At 74.5% G+C, this 17,845-nt stretch carries 14 protein-coding genes; 10 read left to right on the plus strand and 4 right to left on the minus strand.

Annotated features, from left to right (window positions below; translation table 11 throughout):
• Positions 1–33: 33 nt before the first annotated feature.
• Positions 34–1,002, minus strand: a complete 969-nt coding sequence (locus tag ACFY7C_RS22835; protein ID WP_389653614.1) for an ABC transporter substrate-binding protein — start codon at positions 1,000–1,002, stop codon at positions 34–36.
• 536 nt (positions 1,003–1,538) lie between these two features.
• Between ACFY7C_RS22835 and ACFY7C_RS22840 the strand changes: the two genes are divergently transcribed.
• The 3 genes from ACFY7C_RS22840 (at position 1,539) to ACFY7C_RS22850 (ending at position 5,482) form a co-directional block, all read left to right on the plus strand.
• A complete protein-coding gene (locus ACFY7C_RS22840) occupies positions 1,539–2,750 on the plus strand; it encodes an NADP-dependent malic enzyme (RefSeq protein WP_389653617.1) in 1,212 nt (403 codons plus the stop codon).
• 302 nt (positions 2,751–3,052) lie between these two features.
• Positions 3,053–4,018, plus strand: coding sequence for a zinc-binding dehydrogenase (locus tag ACFY7C_RS22845; RefSeq protein ID WP_389653619.1), 966 nt, complete (start codon positions 3,053–3,055; stop codon positions 4,016–4,018).
• Between the two features lie 78 nt (positions 4,019–4,096).
• Positions 4,097–5,482, plus strand: coding sequence for a cellulase family glycosylhydrolase (locus ACFY7C_RS22850; protein WP_389653622.1), 1,386 nt, complete (start codon positions 4,097–4,099; stop codon positions 5,480–5,482).
• Positions 5,483–5,565: 83 nt separating this feature from the next.
• On the opposite strand, the gene ACFY7C_RS22855 is transcribed toward ACFY7C_RS22850, so the two are convergent.
• Both ACFY7C_RS22855 and ACFY7C_RS22860 read right to left on the minus strand, forming a co-directional pair.
• Positions 5,566–6,465 carry a helix-turn-helix transcriptional regulator gene (locus ACFY7C_RS22855; protein WP_389653625.1) on the minus strand — a complete coding sequence of 300 codons (900 nt, stop codon included), beginning with the start codon at positions 6,463–6,465 and terminating at the stop codon, positions 5,566–5,568.
• Position 6,466: 1 nt separating this feature from the next.
• A complete protein-coding gene (locus tag ACFY7C_RS22860; RefSeq protein WP_389653627.1) occupies positions 6,467–7,342 on the minus strand; it encodes a DUF4097 domain-containing protein in 876 nt (291 codons plus the stop codon).
• Between the two features lie 193 nt (positions 7,343–7,535).
• On the opposite strand from ACFY7C_RS22860, the gene ACFY7C_RS22865 reads away from it, so the two are divergent.
• On the plus strand, positions 7,536–8,366 hold the full coding sequence (locus ACFY7C_RS22865) for a hypothetical protein (RefSeq protein WP_389653629.1): 831 nt from the start codon (positions 7,536–7,538) through the stop codon (positions 8,364–8,366).
• A 65-nt stretch (positions 8,367–8,431) separates the two neighbouring features.
• Here ACFY7C_RS22865 and ACFY7C_RS22870 read toward each other — a convergent pair whose 3' ends face one another.
• A complete protein-coding gene (locus ACFY7C_RS22870) occupies positions 8,432–8,614 on the minus strand; it encodes a DUF6104 family protein (RefSeq protein ID WP_005312030.1) in 183 nt (60 codons plus the stop codon).
• Between the two features lie 103 nt (positions 8,615–8,717).
• Between ACFY7C_RS22870 and ACFY7C_RS22875 the strand changes: the two genes are divergently transcribed.
• The 6 genes from ACFY7C_RS22875 (at position 8,718) to ACFY7C_RS22900 (ending at position 17,823) form a co-directional block, all read left to right on the plus strand.
• The gene (locus ACFY7C_RS22875; RefSeq protein WP_389653632.1) at positions 8,718–9,233 is read left to right on the plus strand and encodes a CU044_2847 family protein; all 516 of its coding nucleotides are present in this window, start codon (positions 8,718–8,720) and stop codon (positions 9,231–9,233) included.
• On the plus strand, positions 9,230–11,374 hold the full coding sequence (locus ACFY7C_RS22880; RefSeq protein WP_389653635.1) for a trypsin-like peptidase domain-containing protein: 2,145 nt from the start codon (positions 9,230–9,232) through the stop codon (positions 11,372–11,374). Before ACFY7C_RS22875 ends, ACFY7C_RS22880 begins: the two co-directional genes overlap by 4 nt.
• A 481-nt stretch (positions 11,375–11,855) precedes the next feature.
• Positions 11,856–12,863 carry a MoxR family ATPase gene (locus ACFY7C_RS22885; RefSeq protein WP_352076144.1) on the plus strand — a complete coding sequence of 336 codons (1,008 nt, stop codon included), beginning with the start codon at positions 11,856–11,858 and terminating at the stop codon, positions 12,861–12,863.
• 7 nt (positions 12,864–12,870) lie between these two features.
• The gene (locus ACFY7C_RS22890; RefSeq protein ID WP_389653638.1) at positions 12,871–16,089 is read left to right on the plus strand and encodes an SAV_2336 N-terminal domain-related protein; all 3,219 of its coding nucleotides are present in this window, start codon (positions 12,871–12,873) and stop codon (positions 16,087–16,089) included.
• Positions 16,090–16,227: 138 nt separating this feature from the next.
• Positions 16,228–16,446: a hypothetical protein gene (locus ACFY7C_RS22895; protein ID WP_389653641.1), complete on the plus strand. Its 219-nt coding sequence runs from the start codon at positions 16,228–16,230 to the stop codon at positions 16,444–16,446.
• 99 nt (positions 16,447–16,545) lie between these two features.
• Positions 16,546–17,823 carry an HEXXH motif domain-containing protein gene (locus ACFY7C_RS22900; RefSeq protein ID WP_389653644.1) on the plus strand — a complete coding sequence of 426 codons (1,278 nt, stop codon included), beginning with the start codon at positions 16,546–16,548 and terminating at the stop codon, positions 17,821–17,823.
• The last annotated feature ends 22 nt before the right edge of the window (positions 17,824–17,845 follow it).

The raw sequence follows: 17,845 nt of genomic DNA on the forward strand, positions 1-17,845 counted from the left end.
GACTGCCCTTCAGTGGAGCGAGGTGCGAGGAGATCACTTGCCGGCGTTGATCGTCGCCGACTTCACGGCACTGCCCTCGACGTTCCACTTCTTCAGGACCTCGGCGTAGGAGCCGTCCTTGATGATCGCGTCGAGCGCCTCCTTGACGGCGTCGCGCAGCTGGGTCTTGTCCTTGGACACGCCGATGCCGAAGAGGCCGACGTCGCTCTGGCTGCCGACGACCTCGAAGTCGTTGCCGCCGCCCGAGGTCTTCGCGATGTACGCGGCCACGGGGTAGTCGTTCAGGTCGGCGACGGCGCCGCCGGCCTTCACGCGGGTCTGGGCCTCGGCGTCGGTGTCGAAGGCCTGGATGGTGAGCTTCTTGGCGCCGCACTTCGCGGCCTGCGCCTTGAAGGTGTCCTCGTAGATCGTGCCGCGCTGGACGGCGACGGTCTTGCCGCACAGGTCGTCGAGGGTGTTGATGCCCTGCGGGTTGCCCTTCTTGACCAGCAGGGAGACGCCGGAGGAGAAGTAGTCGACGAAGTCGATGCCCTTGCCGATCTTCTTCCCGCTGTCGTCCAGGCCCTCCTGACGCTTCTTGTTGTCCGTCATCGAGGACATGATCAGGTCCTGGCGGCCGGTGTAGATCGAGGTGATCAGGCCGTCGAAGGTGCCCGAGGTGAACTTGAACTCGACGCCGAGCTGCTTGCTCAGCGCCTGGGCGATGTCGGGGTCGACGCCGACGATCTTGCCGCCCTCGGTGAACTCCATGGGGGCGTACGAGGCGTCCGTACCGACCTTGATGACGCCGGCCTTCTGGATGTCGGCCGGGAGCTTCGAGAACAGCGGGGCCTTGCTCGCGGCGGCGGTGGAGTCGCCGCCCTCCTTCGTGGAGCCGCCCTCGGTCTGGTCGCCACAGGCGGTCAGCAGCATCGAGCCGGCGACCGCGATGGCGGCGACCGCGGCAAGACGGGAGGTGCGGGTCTTGGCGACGGTCGTACAGCGCGTGGAGCGTGCGGTCATGGTCGGGTTCCTCCGGCGTGTGAGGGAGTTGCCTTAGGCCGCGCACGCACCTTCGAGTGCCGCGACCTCGTGTGATTACGGCATCTTGCCATTCGGACTGCCGCAAACCGACGGCCAAGGATGTCAAAATCGGGTAACGGGTGGTGGCCGAATCGCGGTGGCCAGTCCTCCCAAGGCAAAACCTTCTCCGGAGAGGTGGGTACCCCACCGTAAATTCTCCTGTTGATCTCGGCATTCGGACGACACGAACGCCGCTATTCGGGTCGGGAAAGTATCTATCCGGACATCAGGCGACGTGTCGTTCTCCGTGCGTGTCCGGTAGCGCTCGGTATGAGTCGCGTCACCGAACCTTCATGGACTCGTCTCCGGACCCGTCTGTCCGGTAAGAAGGATCCTTACACCCCTCATCCGGGGCTCAGGGCGCGTTGTGCGGCGCGCCCGCGCGGCTGCCAGACACGGCGGCCGCGGGACCCACCCACCCCTCCTCAACCGGGAGCGGCCACCCTCAAATGAAAAAGACTTAAGGGGTCAACCCAATGGCAGCGGAGATCGTCAATCCTCGCAGCGAGAGCGGTACGGAAGGGGCTCCCGGCGAGCCCTTCGATCCGGCCTTCGCGCTGCACCGCGGCGGCAAGATGGCCATCACGGCCACGGTGCCGCTGCGCGACAAGGACGACCTGTCCCTCGCGTACACGCCCGGCGTCGCCAAGGTGTGCACGGCAATCGCGGAGCAGCCCGAGCTGGTCAACGACTACACCTGGAAGTCGCAGGTCGTCGCCGTCGTGACCGACGGCACGGCGGTGCTCGGACTCGGCGACATCGGCCCGGAGGCCTCGCTTCCGGTCATGGAGGGGAAGGCCATCCTCTTCAAGCAGTTCGGAGGCGTGGACGCGGTGCCGATCGCGCTCGCCACCACCGACACCGACGAGATCGTCGAGACCGTCGTCCGGCTCGCCCCGTCCTTCGGCGGCGTGAACCTGGAGGACATCTCGGCGCCCCGGTGCTTCGAGATCGAGCGCAAGCTCCAGGAGCGCCTGGACATCCCGGTCTTCCACGACGACCAGCACGGCACCGCGATCGTCACCCTCGCCGCCCTCCGCAACGCGGCGAAGCTGACCGGCCGGACCCTCGGCGACCTGCGCGCCGTCATCTCCGGCGCCGGCGCCGCCGGTGTGGCCATCGCGAAGTTCCTGCTGGAGGCCGGGCTCGGCGACGTCGCCGTGGCCGACCGCAAGGGCATCGTCAGCCGCGACCGTGAGGACCTCACGGACGTCAAGCGCGAGATCGCCGAGCTCACCAACAAGGCGGGTCTCACCGGCTCCCTGGAGACCGCCCTGGCCGGCGCGGACGTCTTCATCGGCGTCTCCGGCGGCACGGTCCCGGAGGAGGCGGTCGCGTCCATGGCGCCGAACGCCTTCGTGTTCGCCATGGCCAACCCGAACCCCGAGGTGCACCCGGACGTCGCGCACAAGTACGCGGCGGTCGTGGCCACCGGCCGTTCGGATTACCCGAACCAGATCAACAACGTCCTCGCGTTCCCCGGCATCTTCGCCGGCGCGCTCCAGGTCCGGGCCTCCCGGATCACCGAGGGCATGAAGATCGCCGCGGCCAACGCCATCGCGGACGTGGTGGGCGACCAGCTCGCCGCCGACTGCGTGATCCCGTCGCCGTTCGACGAGCGGGTCGCCCCGGCCGTCTCGGCCGCGGTCGCCGCCGCCGCCCGCGCGGAGGGCGTCGCCCGCCGCTGACGCGGCCGTCGTACGCCACGCACGCGAGGTACGTGAGATACGCGAGGGGCCCCGCACCGAGCTCAGGCCGGTGCGGGGCCCCTCGCGTATCCGGGGGCGGGCCGGGGGCTGGGTGCGGGAGGCGGCGGAGCCGGGCAGGCGGAGGCGCGCGGGCCGGGCGTGGGCGTCGGGCGGCGACGGCTCGGGCGCGGAGGCGGGCGCCGGGCGGTCGCGGGGCCGGGCGCGGGGCCGGTCGCGGGGGGACATGCGTCACACCGGTGCCTGGTTCCGCCGCGGACGGTCACCGCCCTACGCTCAAGGCCATGTTCGCCGCCTACGCTGCCCGAATCGACCGCGACCAGCCCCTGAACGGCCTCGAACTGGGCGAACGCCCCGAGCCCGAGGCCCGTCCCGGCTGGACCACCGTCACCGTCAAGGCCGCCTCGCTCAACCACCACGACCTGTGGTCGCTGCGCGGGGTCGGACTGCCCGAGGAGAAGCTGCCGATGATCCTCGGCTGTGACGCCGCAGGGCTGGACGAGCACGGCAACGAGGTCGTCCTGCACTCCGTCATCGGCCAGACCGGCCACGGAGTCGGCCCGGACGAGCCCCGCTCCATCCTGACCGAGCGCTACCAGGGCACCTTCGCCGAGCGGGTCACCGTGCCCAGCTGGAACGTGCTGCCCAAGCCGAAGGAGCTCTCCTTCGAGGAGGCCGCCTGCCTGCCGACCGCCTGGCTCACCGCGTACCGGATGCTCTTCACCAACGCCGGTGTTCGGCCCGGTGACTCGATCCTCGTGCAGGGAGCGGGCGGCGGCGTCGCCACGGCCGCGATCGCGCTCGGCAAGGCGGCCGGGCTGCGGGTTTTCGCCACCAGCCGGGACGAGGCCAAGCGCAAGCGGGCCGTCGAGCTCGGTGCCGTCGAGGCCTACGAGCCCGGGGCGCGGCTGCCGCAGCGGGTGGACGCCGTCATCGAGACCGTCGGCGCCGCCACCTGGTCCCACTCGGTGAAGTCGCTGCGCCCCGGCGGCACGCTCGTCATCTCGGGCGCCACCAGCGGCGACCGTCCCTCGCACGCCGAGCTGACCCGGATCTTCTTCCTGGAGCTCAAGGTGGTCGGCTCGACCATGGGCTCCAAGGACGAACTGGAGGATCTGCTCTCCTTCTGCGCCGCCACGGGGCTGCGGCCGGTGATCGACGAGGTGCTGCCGCTCGACCGGGCCCGCGAGGGCTTCGAGAAGATGGCCTCCGGCGAACTCTTCGGAAAGATCGTCCTCACGACCTCTTGATACCGCCCGGTCGGGCTGATGGGATCTCCGGCACCGCGAAAGGTGAACAACGCTCACATCGTCGTGCCGGAGGTCCCCTTGTTGCGAACCACCCTTGTGGCGGGCGCCGTCGCCGCCTCGCTGCTCGCCCCGACCGCCACCGCCAGGGCGGAGACCGGTGGGGAGGCCGGGGACGCGATACCCGTCCTCGCCGACTCCCACGGCCGCGCCCTCACCCTGCGCGGCTGGAACGTCGAGGACAAGACGAACCGGGGCGAGGCCGCCCTCTCCGCCATCACCGAGAAGCACTTCCGCGACATGCGGGCCAAGGGCTTCAACTTCGCCCGCCTCCTGGTCTTCTGGGACGACCTGGAGCCGCGCCCCGGCCACTACAGCCGGGACTACCTGCGCAAGATCGAACGCGTCCTCGACTGGGCCGAGAAGCACGAGGTGCGGGTCCTCATCGACGCCCACCAGGACGTCTTCGGCCCCGCCTTCGGCCACCGGGGCATCCCTGAGTGGGCCACCAGGACCGACGGGCTGCCCTTCACCCCGCACCCCGACGACTGGTTCGCCGAATACTTCGAGCCCGCCGTGCAACGGGCCTTCACCCACCTCTACGAGGACCCCGACCTGCGGGCCGCGCAGGCCCGGATGTGGCGCGTGCTCGCCGAACGCTTCCGCGACCACCCGGCCGTGCTCGGCTACGACCTCATCAACGAGCCCATGGGCGAGCTGCGGGAGGGCGAGGACCTGCCGACCGCCGCCCGCCGGATCGAACGCGAGCAGCTGACGCCGATGTACAACCGGCTGGCGGACGCGGTCCGTTCGGCCGACCGGGACGGCTGGGTCTTCGTCGAACCCACCCCCATCGTCGGCGAGGGCGTGCCGACCGGCCTCGGCCGGATCGACGACCCGAAGGTGGTCTACGCCCCGCACTTCTACAACACCGGCATGGAGGCGGGCGCCGACTACGACCCCGCGGCCCGCTGGATCGAGAACTACGAGCAGGCCGTGACCCTGTACCCGAAGGAATACAAGGTCCCCGTGGTGGTGGGGGAGTGGGGTCCGCTCAACAACTCCCTTCCGAACATGAACCGCTTCTACCGGGACGCGATGGCCTCGCTCGGCCGCTACGGCTCCGGCTGGGCGGGCTATGTGTGGTGCTACGGAGGCGGCTACTGCGCCGTGGACGGCTCCGGAACCTTCCGTACGAACAAGGAGCTGACCGCCGAGCCGTACGCGGAGGCCGTCGCCGGCACCGTCCGCTCCTCCTCGTACGACTCCGGGGCCGGCGTCTACCGCCTGGAGTACGACTCCGCCCGGCGTGGCCCCCGGGTCACCGAGCTCTCCCTGCCCCCGGGCGCGTGGCAGGTCGCGGCCCGGGGGAGGGCGATCGTGCTCCGCCCCGCCCCCGGCAAGGCCCTCGTCCTCGCCGCCCCTGACGCCCCCGTCACGGTGACGGTGACGGCCGAGCGGAGCTGAGACCGCAGGGGGCGGGGCCTCCCGGCCCGGCGGGGGTCAGGCTGGGCGCCCGGTCGGGCTGGGCGGTCGGGGCCCGGTGGTTCCTAGGCGTTCCTCCGGTTCGGGTCGAGCAGGGACAGGAGGCTGTCCGCCGCCGCTCCCAGGTGGCGGCGGGCGTCGGCCAGTTGCTCGCGGCTGACGCCGTGGTCCCGCGCCGCGTCACGGACGTCGTCGCGGAAGCGGTCCAGGAGCCGGTCCAGCTCACGGGCAGGATCGGCGGCCCCGTCGATGTCCTTGGCCCAGTCGGAGACGGCCTGCTCGGGGGAGGCGGGCCGTCCCGCGGCCGTGCCGTGCGCCGGGCCGTGCACCGTCCCCGTCACCAGGTCGCCGAGCTGGGCGGTGATGTCCGAGATGCCCTCCCAGACGCCCTTCGGCCACTCGCCCCGCGCCATCCGGTCCTGGACCTGCTCCTGGACCTGCCGGGCGATCCGCTGGAACTCCTTGGCCTGCCGCCGGGCCGACTGGGCCTCGGCGCGCGCCTGACGGGCCTGCTCCCTCCACTCCTGCTTCGCCCTGCGCAGCTCCTCCTTGGCATCGCCGAACGACGAACCCGTGGTGCGGGAGGCGGTCGCCGCCGCCCGCATCTCACTGCGCAGCTTGCCGGCGGCGCCGCGCACGTCGTCCCGGATCTCGGCGGCCAGCTCGGAGACGGACTCGCGGATCTCCACCTCCAGGTCGGCCAGTTCGCCGCCGCGTCCGGCCAGCTCGGCCCGGCCGGCGTCGGTGATCGAATAGACCTTGCGGCCGCCCTCGGTGGCATGGGTGACCAGACCTTCGGCCTCCAGCTTGGCGAGCCGCGGATAGACCGTGCCCGCCGAGGGGGCGTAGAGCCCCTGGAAGCGCTCCTCCAGGAGGCGGATGATCTCGTACCCGTGGCGGGGCGCCTCGTCGAGCAGCTTGAGGAGATAGAGGCGCAGGCGGCCGTGCGCGAAGACGGGCGGCATGTCAGAGGACCTTTCCGGACGCGGGGGAGGTGGCGGCCCAGCCGTCGCCGTCGGGCTCCGGTTCGGGGCGGCGCAGCAGGGCGATGGAGCCGGAGATCGTGGTCGCCCTGAGCGTGCCGCGACCGGCGCCCAGGGTGCCGGTGATGGATTTGGCGCCCCACTGTCCGCCGACCCGGAGGTCCTCGAAGGCGTTCGAGACGGATCCGCTGGTGGTGCTCGCCTGGACCGTGGCGTCGGCGGGGTGCGGCAGCCGTATGGCGACCTCGCCGGAGACGCTGGTGAGCCGGATGTCGGCGGGCGGTCCGTCGAGGCCGGCGGACGGGTCGAGGTCGACGACCATGTCGCCGCTGACCGTCTCGGCCTTCACGGAGGCGCCGGCGCCCTCGATGACGGTGACGTCGCCGGTCACCGAGTTGACGTGGAGCGCTCCCGTGACGGACTGGGCCTCCAGATTCCCCGACACGGTCTCGGCGCGGACCGGTCCGGCCAGGCCGACGAGGGTGGTGTCACCGGTGACGCCGCGCACCGCCGTGCGCCCCCGGACGCCGGAGACCACGGTCTCGGCGCCGACCGCCCCGACCTCGACGTCGGTGCCGGCCGGGACGGCGACGGAGACGACGACCCGGCGTCGGTGCCCGCTGGGGTCGAGCCACTTCAGCAGACCCTTCCAGTGCAGGTCCTCGTAGCTCACGGTCAGGGTGGAGCCCTCGTGCGAGACGATGAGCGGCGGGCCCTCGATCTCGGAGATCTCCAGGCGGGCGGAACTCTCGTCGGTGCCCACCACGTTCACCGTGCCGTTGACGACACGGATCTGGAGCCGGGTCACGGGGTCGGTCAGCGGGATCTTGCGGGGCTCGGTGACGGACCACTCTGTCATGGTGCTGACCTCCCGTGTCATGACGGACGCCGGTGCCTCGACCGGGGCACCGGCGACGCAACATATATCGCGTCTCTCGCTACACACGATATATCGCGGTCGGGTCACGTCAACCCCGACTCGCCCCTGACAGGGACGCCTGAGGGTGGGGCAATTACCGTCGTACGCGGACAAACTGGCCTAGCGTGGGGCCATGAACGCGACACCGGGACGCCACCTCGCCGGGGCGCTGCTGCTCTGCCGTGCCGAGCCCGCGGCGGTCCGCCCGCCGGCCCGACTGCTGCGGGAACAGCTGTTCCTCACCGCCGCGGGACCCGACTGGACCGTCCTCGTACCCGAGGGGAAGCCCTGGCTCGACGACGCGGAACCCGTCGAGCGGGTCGTCACCGGATGGGCCACCGCCCTCGCCGTCGCCACCGCCGGCCGGCCCGTCCTCGCGCTGTGGTGGGACGCGGACCGCGCCGGATTCACCCTCGCCTCGGGCTTCCGCCGCACCGTCGGCTACACCTGGCTCGCCGACGGCACGCCGGTCGGCGAGGAGGAGGCCGTCCACACCTTCGCCGCCCGGCTCGCCCTCGCCCCGGTCCTCGACGTCCAGGCCCTCGAACCGCTCACGAAGCCGGACCCGGACGCCGACGCCCACGCCCGGCTCGTCGGCCTCGTCGCCGTGCTCGCCCGCACCGGACTCGCCCTGCCCGAGGGCCTCGCCCCCGGCGAGAGCGCCGACCGGCTGCGCGCCGCGGCCCGCGACCAGGGCGCCGAACTCCTCGAACGGCCCGGCCTGCGCGACGCCGTACGCGCCGAGATCGAGGCGGTGGAGGGGGGCCGGCTCGGCCCGTGTCCGTACGGCCCTGTGGCCCGCCTCGTCGGCGTGGTCCAGCTCGCGGCCGGGGTGATGCTCCTCGCCCGGGGCATCGGCCGTCGCAGCGGCGGCTGGACGACGGCCGGCGTGCTCCTCGTCGCCCATGGGGCGCTCGGGCTCGTCCAGGACCGTCTGGGGGACCGCCTGGGGAAAGCGCCTTAGCGACGCTCTTCGGCGGCGCCGACCCGGCCCTGTCCCGGCGGCTCCCGCTCCTCGTGCGGCTCCGCCTACTCCTCGTCGTCCTCGTCGTCGAGACGGGCCAGCCAGGTGGCGAGGCGCTCGACCGGCACCTCGAAGTCGGGGTTGAGATCGACGAAGGTCCGCAGCTGCTCGGCGAGCCACTCGAAGGTGACCTCCTCCTCGCCGCGCCGCTTCTCCAGTTCCTCGATGCCACGGTCGGTGAAGTACATGCGTTCAGAATAGGCCGTGCGGGAGAACCGACCGCGTCCCCTGTTCCTCTCCCGTCCCTCGGACTAGCCTTCTTCATCATCGTTTCGGGGAGCGGGGGCGGCTGTGACGCAGGGGATCGCTCGGATACGACTGGACGACGGCACGCCCGTCTGGGCCCGGATCAGCGGGGCGGAGGAGCTCGACCGGGGCAGTGGCTTCCAGGACACCGGCATCGGCGACCGGGTCGTGTCGATGGCCGGTGGCCTCACCGACGTGGTGCGCGGGGTGGTCGGTTCCCTGCGCGCGGGCCTCGATCCGCAGGGCTCGGTCGAGGTCGCCGTCAGCTTCGGCATCGAACTCTCCGCGCAGGCGGGCAAGGTGATCGGGGTCCTCGCCGACGGCGGTGGCAAGGCGTCGGTCAACGTCTCCCTCACCTGGACCGAGCCCGGCCGCGAGCCCACCCCGTCCCCGGAGCCCCCGGAGGCGCCGGCGGAGACGCAGGCCGCGCCCGCCGGGCCCGCGGCCCCGACGCCCGTCGTGCCGCCCATTCCCGCCGCACCGCCCACCCTCCCCGCATCCGCCGTGCCGCCCGTCCCCGCACCCGCCGTCTCCCCGGAGAACGGCCCCGGCGCCGTATGAGCGCCTTCGACGCTCTCGTGCGCCCCGCACTCGTACGCATCGCCGCTCCCGGCGGCGGGTATGACCCGCACGGCGACCCGTTCTGGGGCACGGGCTTCTTCATCGCCCCCGGCTGGGTGCTGACCTGCGCCCACGTGGTGGCCAAGGGGGGAAGCGCGGTGTGGAGGAAGGAACCGGCCGTCGGCATCACCTGGGAGGGCGGCGAGACCACCGGCCGGGTCGTGCTGGCCAAGCCGCGCCCCGCCACGCCCGAGGAGACGCTCCCCTTCTGGGACTTCCCCGACCTCGCGCTCGTCCGCGTCGAGGGCGCCCGGGGCGCCGCCTGCGTCCGGCTCAGCGAGCGGCCGCCGACCACGCCCGCCCGGATCAGCCTGCACGGCTGGTCCCGCCAGACCGGCGAGGTCGCCGTCCGCGACGTGGAGGGCCAGGCCAACGGCTTCTCGGGCGGAGCCCTGTTGCTGCAGTGGGCGGTCCCGATCGAGGGCTGCTCCGGCGGCCCCGTCGTCGATCTGGGCCGGGGCGCCGTCATCGGCGTCAACAAGGGCCGTGGCCAGAACGAGGGCGCCGCCGTCCCGCTGACCTCGCTGCGCGAGCTCCACGACGTGCCCGGCGGCGAGGTCCTGCACGAGGTGCTGCGCGCCCACGACCGCCATCACCTCGCCCGGCACCGCTCCTTCGGGTCCGGCCGCACCTGGACCGACGCCCAGACGGAGCTGTGGCCGGCCACCGCCCGCGGCGTCAGCCCCGTCCGCCGGGTCCAGCTCTACGGGCGGTTCGCCGAACTGCCGCCGCCCAGCGGACCGGGCGAGGTCATGGCCCTCGTCGACGCGGTCAAGCGCCGTGTGCTCCACCCCGAGTACCAGGCCGTCCTGGAGACCGACGCCCGCACCTGGCGGGACGGTGTGGGCCTCCTCCACGAACTGCACGCCCCGCGCCGGGAGCACGCTCCCGGGGCCACCGACCTCGGGCTCGACGCGGTCCTCCTCTACGCGGCGAAGGTCGCCCGCCACCTCACCGAGCGGTACGGGCCGGGGCCCGGCGTCGACGCGCTCGCCGACTGGATCGCCGACGAGTCGGGCGGCGCGCACGTCGCCGTACGCGAGGAGATCGCCGCCCTGCTCGACCCCGAGGCGCCCCCCGCCCCCGCCCACGGTGACGGCGAAGCGGGTGCGGATGCGGGCGGCTGGGCCGGTGCGGACGGCCGTGCCGGCGCCGACGGCGGCCTGCCCAACCGGGAGCAGGGCGCGCGCGCCGACGTACGCGTCGAGATCGACGCCGTCCCCTACAGCAGCCCGAGCCGCTACGCCTGGCGCGTGATGCTCCTGTTCGACGGCCGCACGGTCAGCCCGCTGCGCGGCGACGACGGGGGAGTGGCCCGCGACCGGCTCCGCGAGACCCTGCGCGGGCCGCTCGTCGACGCCCTCCGCCTCGGCGACAGCGGCGACCACCTCGCCGCCGTCGAAGTGGTGCTGCCGCGCGAGCTGTTCGACGAGCCGCTGGACACCTGGCGGCTCTCGCCGGACGACGAACCCTTCGGGGAGCGCTCCCTGCCGCTCGGTCAGCGGCGGACCGTCGTCATCCGCGACCGGCACCGCAGCCACCATCCGCCGTCCCCGGAGTGGCGCAAGCGGTGGCGCGGCAGCGAGAGCGGGCCGCTGCGGGCCGTGCCGCTGCGCGCCGAGGTCCTCGCGGCGAGCGCCGAGGGCGACGCCCATGCGCCGCACCTTCGCAAGGAGGGACGGATGAGCGCGTACGAACGCCTCGACGCCGTCGGCGACGGCAGCGTGCCCGTCTATTGCGGGCCGGTCGCCGGTGGTGACGGCCAGCGGGCCATGGAGGCCGCGCTCGCCGCCGGGCACCCCATCGCGCTGTGGCGGCGCTCGGCCCGTGACCACGGCGACTGCGCCGAGTTCCACGAGCGGGCCGGCGAGCTCCTCGCGGCCGCGGCCGGCGCCGAGGGACTCCACCGGCCCGTCCGCACCCTGCGCCGCATGGGCGCCGCCGACAGCGACGGCGACCCGCGCGAGCGCTCCGACCACGCCTGGGCCGAGGACCTGGCCGTCCTCTACGACCCGCCCGACCGCCCTCCGTACGAGGCCCCCCTCCAGGGTCCCCCGCTCCTCGGCGAGGCCGACGCATGACGGCGCGGGTCGCCTCCACCCCCTTCGCCCCGGCGACGCGCCCTCGCGGCCCTTCCCGCCGGCCCGAAGGGCCGAGAACGCCGGACCACCGGCAACGCCCCGGCAGGCCTGCCCACTTCGCCCGCCGGTCCCGCCCCGCCCCGCCCCTCCCGGGCCGGCCACCCCTTCCGCGCCCCGCGCGTGCGATGCCGCCCGCGCCCCCGCCGCGCGCGGCAGAGCCCCCCGGCTCCGGCCGCCCGCCCTGGACCGCGCACCCCGCTGCCGCCCGCCTGCCCGTCCCGGTCGGCACCCCCGTGCCCGACCGCCCGCCCCGCCCCGCGCCGCACCCCCGTTCCGGCAGCCCCGCGGCGTCCCTCGCGACGCCGGGCGCCTCGAACTCAACTGCCCCGGATCCGGACCGGTTTGGGCGTCGGCAGCGGGGTATGTCGCGAGGTACGTTCGACGGGGCCGGCGAAGACACCGCAGCCAGGAGGAGTCAGGCGTGAACGATTGGCGGATCTACCGTGGTGCCGGCCATCCGCACGACGAGATACGGCGGCTGCCCGCGCCGCCGCCGTGGCGGGACTTCTCCGCGGGTGGGGCCGACGACACGCTGGCCGGGTCGGACCGGCGGCTCGGCGTGCGGCGCAGGCTCGTGCAGAACCACCATCCCCGGCCCGCCGAGACCGACGCCGTGAACGCCGCCCTGTACCTGCGCAGGCCGCTCCTGGTCACCGGCAACCCCGGCACCGGCAAGTCCACGCTCGCCCATGCCGTCGCCCATGAGCTCGGCCTCGGCCGGGTGCTGCGGTGGCCCATCGTCAGCCGCTCGACGCTGCAGGACGGGCTCTACCGCTACGACGCCATCGGCCGCCTCCAGGACGTCCAGCTGGAGCGGGCCAGGGCCGACTCCGAGCGGACCGCCGCGAGCCCGGCCGGCATCGGCTCGTACCTGCGGCTCGGGCCGCTCGGCACCGCGCTGCTGCCCTCCGAACTGCCCCGGGTGCTGCTCATCGACGAGCTCGACAAGAGCGACCTCGACCTGCCCAACGACCTGCTCAACGCCCTGGAGGAGGGCGAGTTCGCCATCCCCGAGCTGGAGCGGCTCGCCGACCGCGAGCCGGTCGTGGAGGTGCTCACCGACGACGGACGCAAGGTCCCGGTGTACGGGGGACGGATCCGCTGCACCACCTTCCCGTTCATCGTCCTCACCTCCAACGGCGAACGCGACTTCCCCGCCGCCCTGTTGCGCCGCTGCATCCGCCTGGAGCTCGAACCGCCCGGCGAGGAGCAGCTCGGCGCCATGATCGAGGCGCACCTCGGGCCCGACGCCGCGGCGGCCGAACCCGGGCTCGTCGCCCGCTTCCTCGACCGCGAGCCCGGCGAGGTCATCGCCACCGACCAGCTGCTCAACGCCCTCTACCTGACCCAGCACGCCCCCCGCGCCGAGCGGGTGACCCGGGACCGCATCGCGGACATGCTCATGCAGCCGCTCGATCAGCCGAGGTGATGGCCGGATGCGCCGGAGGCATCTGGAAGAGCTCACCCGCAGACTCCGGGCCGGCGGGCAGGACCCGACCGCCGAGGAGGTCGCGGACGCCGTCTGGCTCGCCCAGTGGCTGCCGCGCGCCGACCCGGCGGGACCCGGCGACCACCCCGCCCGGTGCGGCCCCGCGGAGGACGGGCACGGCGACCCGGGTCCGCCCCGGCCCGAACCCTCCGCCGACCGTCGAGATCCGGCCATTCCCACCCCCGCCACACCGGACCCACGGGCCCCGGACGACCCGTCCGCACCACCGTCCCGGGCCGCCGAGACCGTCGACCTCGCCCTGCCCCCGGTCGGCGGCCGAGCCCGCACCGGAGGCGTGATCGCCGGGCCGGGCGCCGCCCTGCCGGTCCGCGCTCCCGGCGCCAACGCCCTGCCCGGACTCCTCGGGCTGCAGAAGGCCCTGCGCCCGCTGCGCCACTACGCCACCCACCTCCCCGCCCGGCCCGGCGAAGGACGCCTCGACGAGGACGCCACCGCCGAACGCAGCGCCGCCTCCGGCATCCTCACCCCCGTGCTGCGCCCCGCCGCAGGACCCCGCCCCGACATCCAGCTCCTCATGGACACCGGGCCCGCCATGGTCGTGTGGTCGAGGATGGTCGAGGAACTGCGCCAGGCCTGCCAGCAGTCCGGGGCCTTCCGCGACGTCCAGGTCCACCGCCTCCACGACACCGGCGAGGGCCCCCCGCTGGTCACCACCACCTCCGGGTCCGACGGCCGCCCCCGACTGCGCCCCGGCGACCAGCTGCACGACCCCACCGGGCGCCGCCTCACCCTCGTCGTCAGCGACTGCGTCGGCCCGCTCTGGCAGCGCGGCGCGGCGCAGCGGCTCATCCACCAGTGGCCCCGCCACTCCCCGCTCGCCCTGGTCCAGCCGCTGCCGCCGCGCCTGTGGGCCCGTACGGCGCTGCCCGTCGAACCCGGCACCCTGCTGCGGCCCACCGCCCCCGGCGGTCATGTCGGCTTCGAGCCCGACGAGGCGGCCTGGGAGCCCGTCGCCGAGGACCTGCGGGCCGTCCCCGTGCTCACCCCCACCCCCGAGGCCTTCGCCTCCTGGGCCCGGCTGCTCACCGGACACGGTGGCGGAGCCGTCCGCGGCTGGGCCGCCCGGATCGGCCCCCCGGCCCGGACCGGAGCCGGCGCCCGGACCGGCACCGCCGCCGCGATCGGCACCGACGCCGCAGTCGTCTCCGCCGCCCGGACCGGCCCCGAACCCGTAGGCCCCCCGGCCGGCCACGCCGGGGTGAGCGTCCTGCCCGGCGACGAGGAACGGCTGCGCGCCTTCCGCGCCGGAGCATCGCCCGGGGCCGTGCGGCTCGCCGTCCACCTCGCCGCCGCGCCGCTCGCCCTGCCCGTGATGCAGCTCGTGCAGCGCGCCATGCTCCCCGACACCGGTCCCATGGAGCTCGCCGAGGTCCTGCTCAGCGGGCTCCTGCGCCGGCTGCCCGGCCCCACCCCGTACCCCTGCTTCAGCTATGCCCCGGCCGTCCAGGAGCATCTCCTCGGCTCCCTCGACCGGGGCGCCGCCGTCCTCGTGCTCAAGCACTGCTCCGAGTTCGTCGAGCGCCACTTCGGGCAGGGCATGCGCAACTTCCCGGCCCTCGCCGCCGCCCGGCTCGCCGGACACGGCACCGACGAGGAACCCGCCGCCGCCACCGGTCCGGGGGAGGAGAGCGAGGAACCGGCCGGCGCCGCCGCCGAGCTCTTCGCCCGCATCCCCGCCCGTGTGCTGCGCTTCTACCACCCCGACCTGGTCACGCCCGAACCGCTCGCCGCCGCCCGCCGGCTGCTCGACCAGTGGCGCGTCCAGTCCGACCCGTCGCTGCTCGACGCCGCCCTCGAACGGGCCGAGGCCGCCCTCGGCGACGACGGCCCGCCCGGCCGCCCCGAGGACACCGCGCTCGCCCGACTCGTCCTCGGCCAGGTGCTGTACGCGCAGGCCGGCACCGCCGCCGTACGGGACCGGGGGCGCCGTCAGGAGTTGCTGGACCGGGCCGTGGCCGAGCTCGTACGGGCCGCGGAGCTCGCCGAACCCGGCGGCGACGCCTGGGCCGAGGCCCGCCTCGAACAGGCCGCCGCCCACTACGCCCTGTGGCGCCACACCGGCGAGGCGGACCGGCTCGACATGGCCCTCGCCGCGCTCGACGGCGACGCGGCCGACTGGCCGGAGGGACAGCGCCACGCCCTGCTGGTACGGCGCGGGCGGCTGCTCCTCGCCCGCGGCGAAGGGTCGGACGCGGCGGCCGCGTTCACCGCCGCCCTCGCCCTGAGCACGACCGGCCCCGTGCTCCTCGACCTGGCCGACGCCCTCCACCTCGCCGGCTCCGCGCCCGAGACCGTGGCCGCCGCCCTCGACCGGGCGGAAGCCCTGCTCGGCGACTCCCTCGCGCTCCGACTGCGCTGGACCACCGCACGGGCCCGGCTCCACGAGACCACCGGCGACGGGCCCGCCGCCGACGAGGCCTACGAGCGGGCCACCTTGCTCACCCCCGCCGAGGGCGAGCAGCGCGGACGGCTCCTGCTGACCTGGGGCGAGTCGCTGCTGCGCCGGGCTGCCGCCGACCGTGGCACCGCGCCCGTCGACCGGGCCGAGTCCGTCCTCCGCGAGGCCCTCACCTGTCTGCCCGCCGACGCCGGCGCCCGCTTCCGGGCCCGCGTCCTGATCGGCAGCGTCCTCGCCCTCCGCTTCGACCGGGCCGGTTTCCTGCCCGACCTGTACGAGAGCCGCCACCTCCTCGACGAGGCCCTGCGCACCGCCCGCGGCCCCGCCGCCAGCGCCGAGGTGTGGCTCCAACTGGGCTGGGTGCGGCTGCAGTTGGCGGAGGCCGCGCGGGACGGCCAGCTCGCCGACGCCCTCACGGCCTACGAGCGCGCCGCCGACGACGAGCGCGCCGCCCACGGCGACACCCCGGGCACGGTCACCCTGGCCCGCGCCCTGCACGCCCAGGGCGCCGTGCTGTATCTGATGGACCGCCTCGCCGCGGCCGCGCAGGCGCTCGGCGCCGCCGTCGACCAGTGGCGCCGCCTGGACGCCGTCCTCGTCCCGCTGGACTGGACGGACGTGCGGCGCACCCGCGCCCTGCTGGCCGAGACGACCGCGAGCCCCCGCCCGCTCCCGGGCCGGCTGCCCCGCGCGGAGCGGAGGCGGATCGGACCGCCGTGGTGGGCGTGGCGCGGTGCGGAGACGTAGACCGTTCCGGGACGGCTGGATAACGGGGGCGCACATGGGAGCAGTTGAGTCGAACGGGTTTCTGACTTTACGGCGTCGGGAAGAACCGCTCCGCCGCTACGACCGTGGGGGACACGCGCCGGTGAGGAGGAGCCGAGAGTGTTGGAGCACATGGAGTGGGTGGCCGATGTCGACCGGAGGGAGGCCCGCCCACCGCACCTGCCCGATCTCACGGCCGTCGACCTGCGCACCCTGCGTTTCATGGAGGATCCCGAGCTCGCGGCGGCCGTCGAGCGACTGCTGTGGCAGCCCGAGGAGCTGGCCGACGCCTGGCCGGAGGGCGCCCTCGCCGACGACGGGGGCCGCGTCGCCCACTGACCGCGCGCGGCGCGGCGCACATCGGTTTCCGGCCAGAGACGGGCGGCGGCGGACCGCGCGGGCCGTGCGGGGCGGGGCCGGGCACGACGGGAGGCGGGCATGAGCCTCGCCGGACCCCACGCGGCGGCCCTCGTCGAACTGGCCCGCACGCGCGCCGAGCCCGGTAGCGCCTCGCTGCTGCACTCCGCCCTGCACGCCCGCCGGCTGCTCCTGCTCAAGGCCCTGCTCGTGCGGGTGCAGCGGCACCGCGAGGCCATCGACGCCGCCGTGTTCCGGCGCTTCGGCGCGGCCTGGCAGCTGCTCGAACGGGCCGAGCGGCGCCGCCCCGACGTCGTCCGGGATCTCCTCGACTACCCGACGACCGGCGGTTGGCTCGCGGCCGCGCTCGCCGAGCCGGTCGGGCCGGGCCTCGACCGGCATCTCGCCCGCCTCGACGTCCTCGCCGCCACCGCCGCCCTGCGCTCCGGCTGCCCGGTGCGCCTGACCGTCGAGGTCCCCGACGGCCTCCTTGTGCTGCCCGGTGTCGGCCGGCTGAGCACCGGCTCGTCCCGCGTCCGGATCAGCTCCGGCTCCCGCACCGGCCGGCTGCGCCCCGAGCTGCCCGGCCCCGCCGGCCCCGAGGTCCTGCTGCGCACCGACCCGGCGACCGGCGCCCTCACCGGCCACGGCCCCGGCTGGAGTGGCCTGCACGTGCTGAGCGGCTCCACCGCCCGCCTCGACGACATGGACCCGTACCGCGTGCCGGCCGGCGGCATCGGTCTGCCGCCCCGCGACGCGGAGGACCACGGCGTGACCGACCGGGCCGCCTGGTCCGCCCGCTGGGACTCCGGACTCGACCTGCTGCACCGCACCGACCCGGCCCGCGCCGGCGAGGTGCGCCGGGCGGTCCGGGCGATCGTGCCGCTGGTGGCACGCGGCCCCGGCTCCTTCGGGGCCACGATGAGCGCCGCGCCCGGCGCCGTCCTCACCTCGCTGCCCTCCGGCGCCGAGGACATGGCCGAGACCCTCGTCCACGAGCTGCACCACAGCAAACTGGCCACGCTGCACGAGCTGGTCCCGCTCTACGGGGCGGGCCGGACCGCCGTGCACCGGGTGGGCTGGCGGGCCGACCCGCGGCCCATCTCCGGGGTGATGCACGGCACGTACGCGCATCTGGCGCTGACGGACCTGTGGCGCCGGGCCGCTGTCGCCGAGGGCGCCCCCGCGGGCTGGCGAACCCGGGCCGGGCAGCAGTTCGACCGTATCCACGATCAGGTGGGTGAAGCCCTGGCGATCCTGCTTGAATCAGATGAACTGACCACTGAGGGGCGGAAGTTCGCCCATCAGATGAGGCGGCACCACGCGAGCCTGGAAGCGGCGCCGGGGGCGACTGGGTAACACTGTGCCCACGGCACATGAC

Origin of the sequence: Streptomyces sp. NPDC012769 (assembly GCF_042901205.1) — a bacterium.
Taxonomy (GTDB): Bacteria; Actinomycetota; Actinomycetes; order Streptomycetales; family Streptomycetaceae; genus Streptomyces.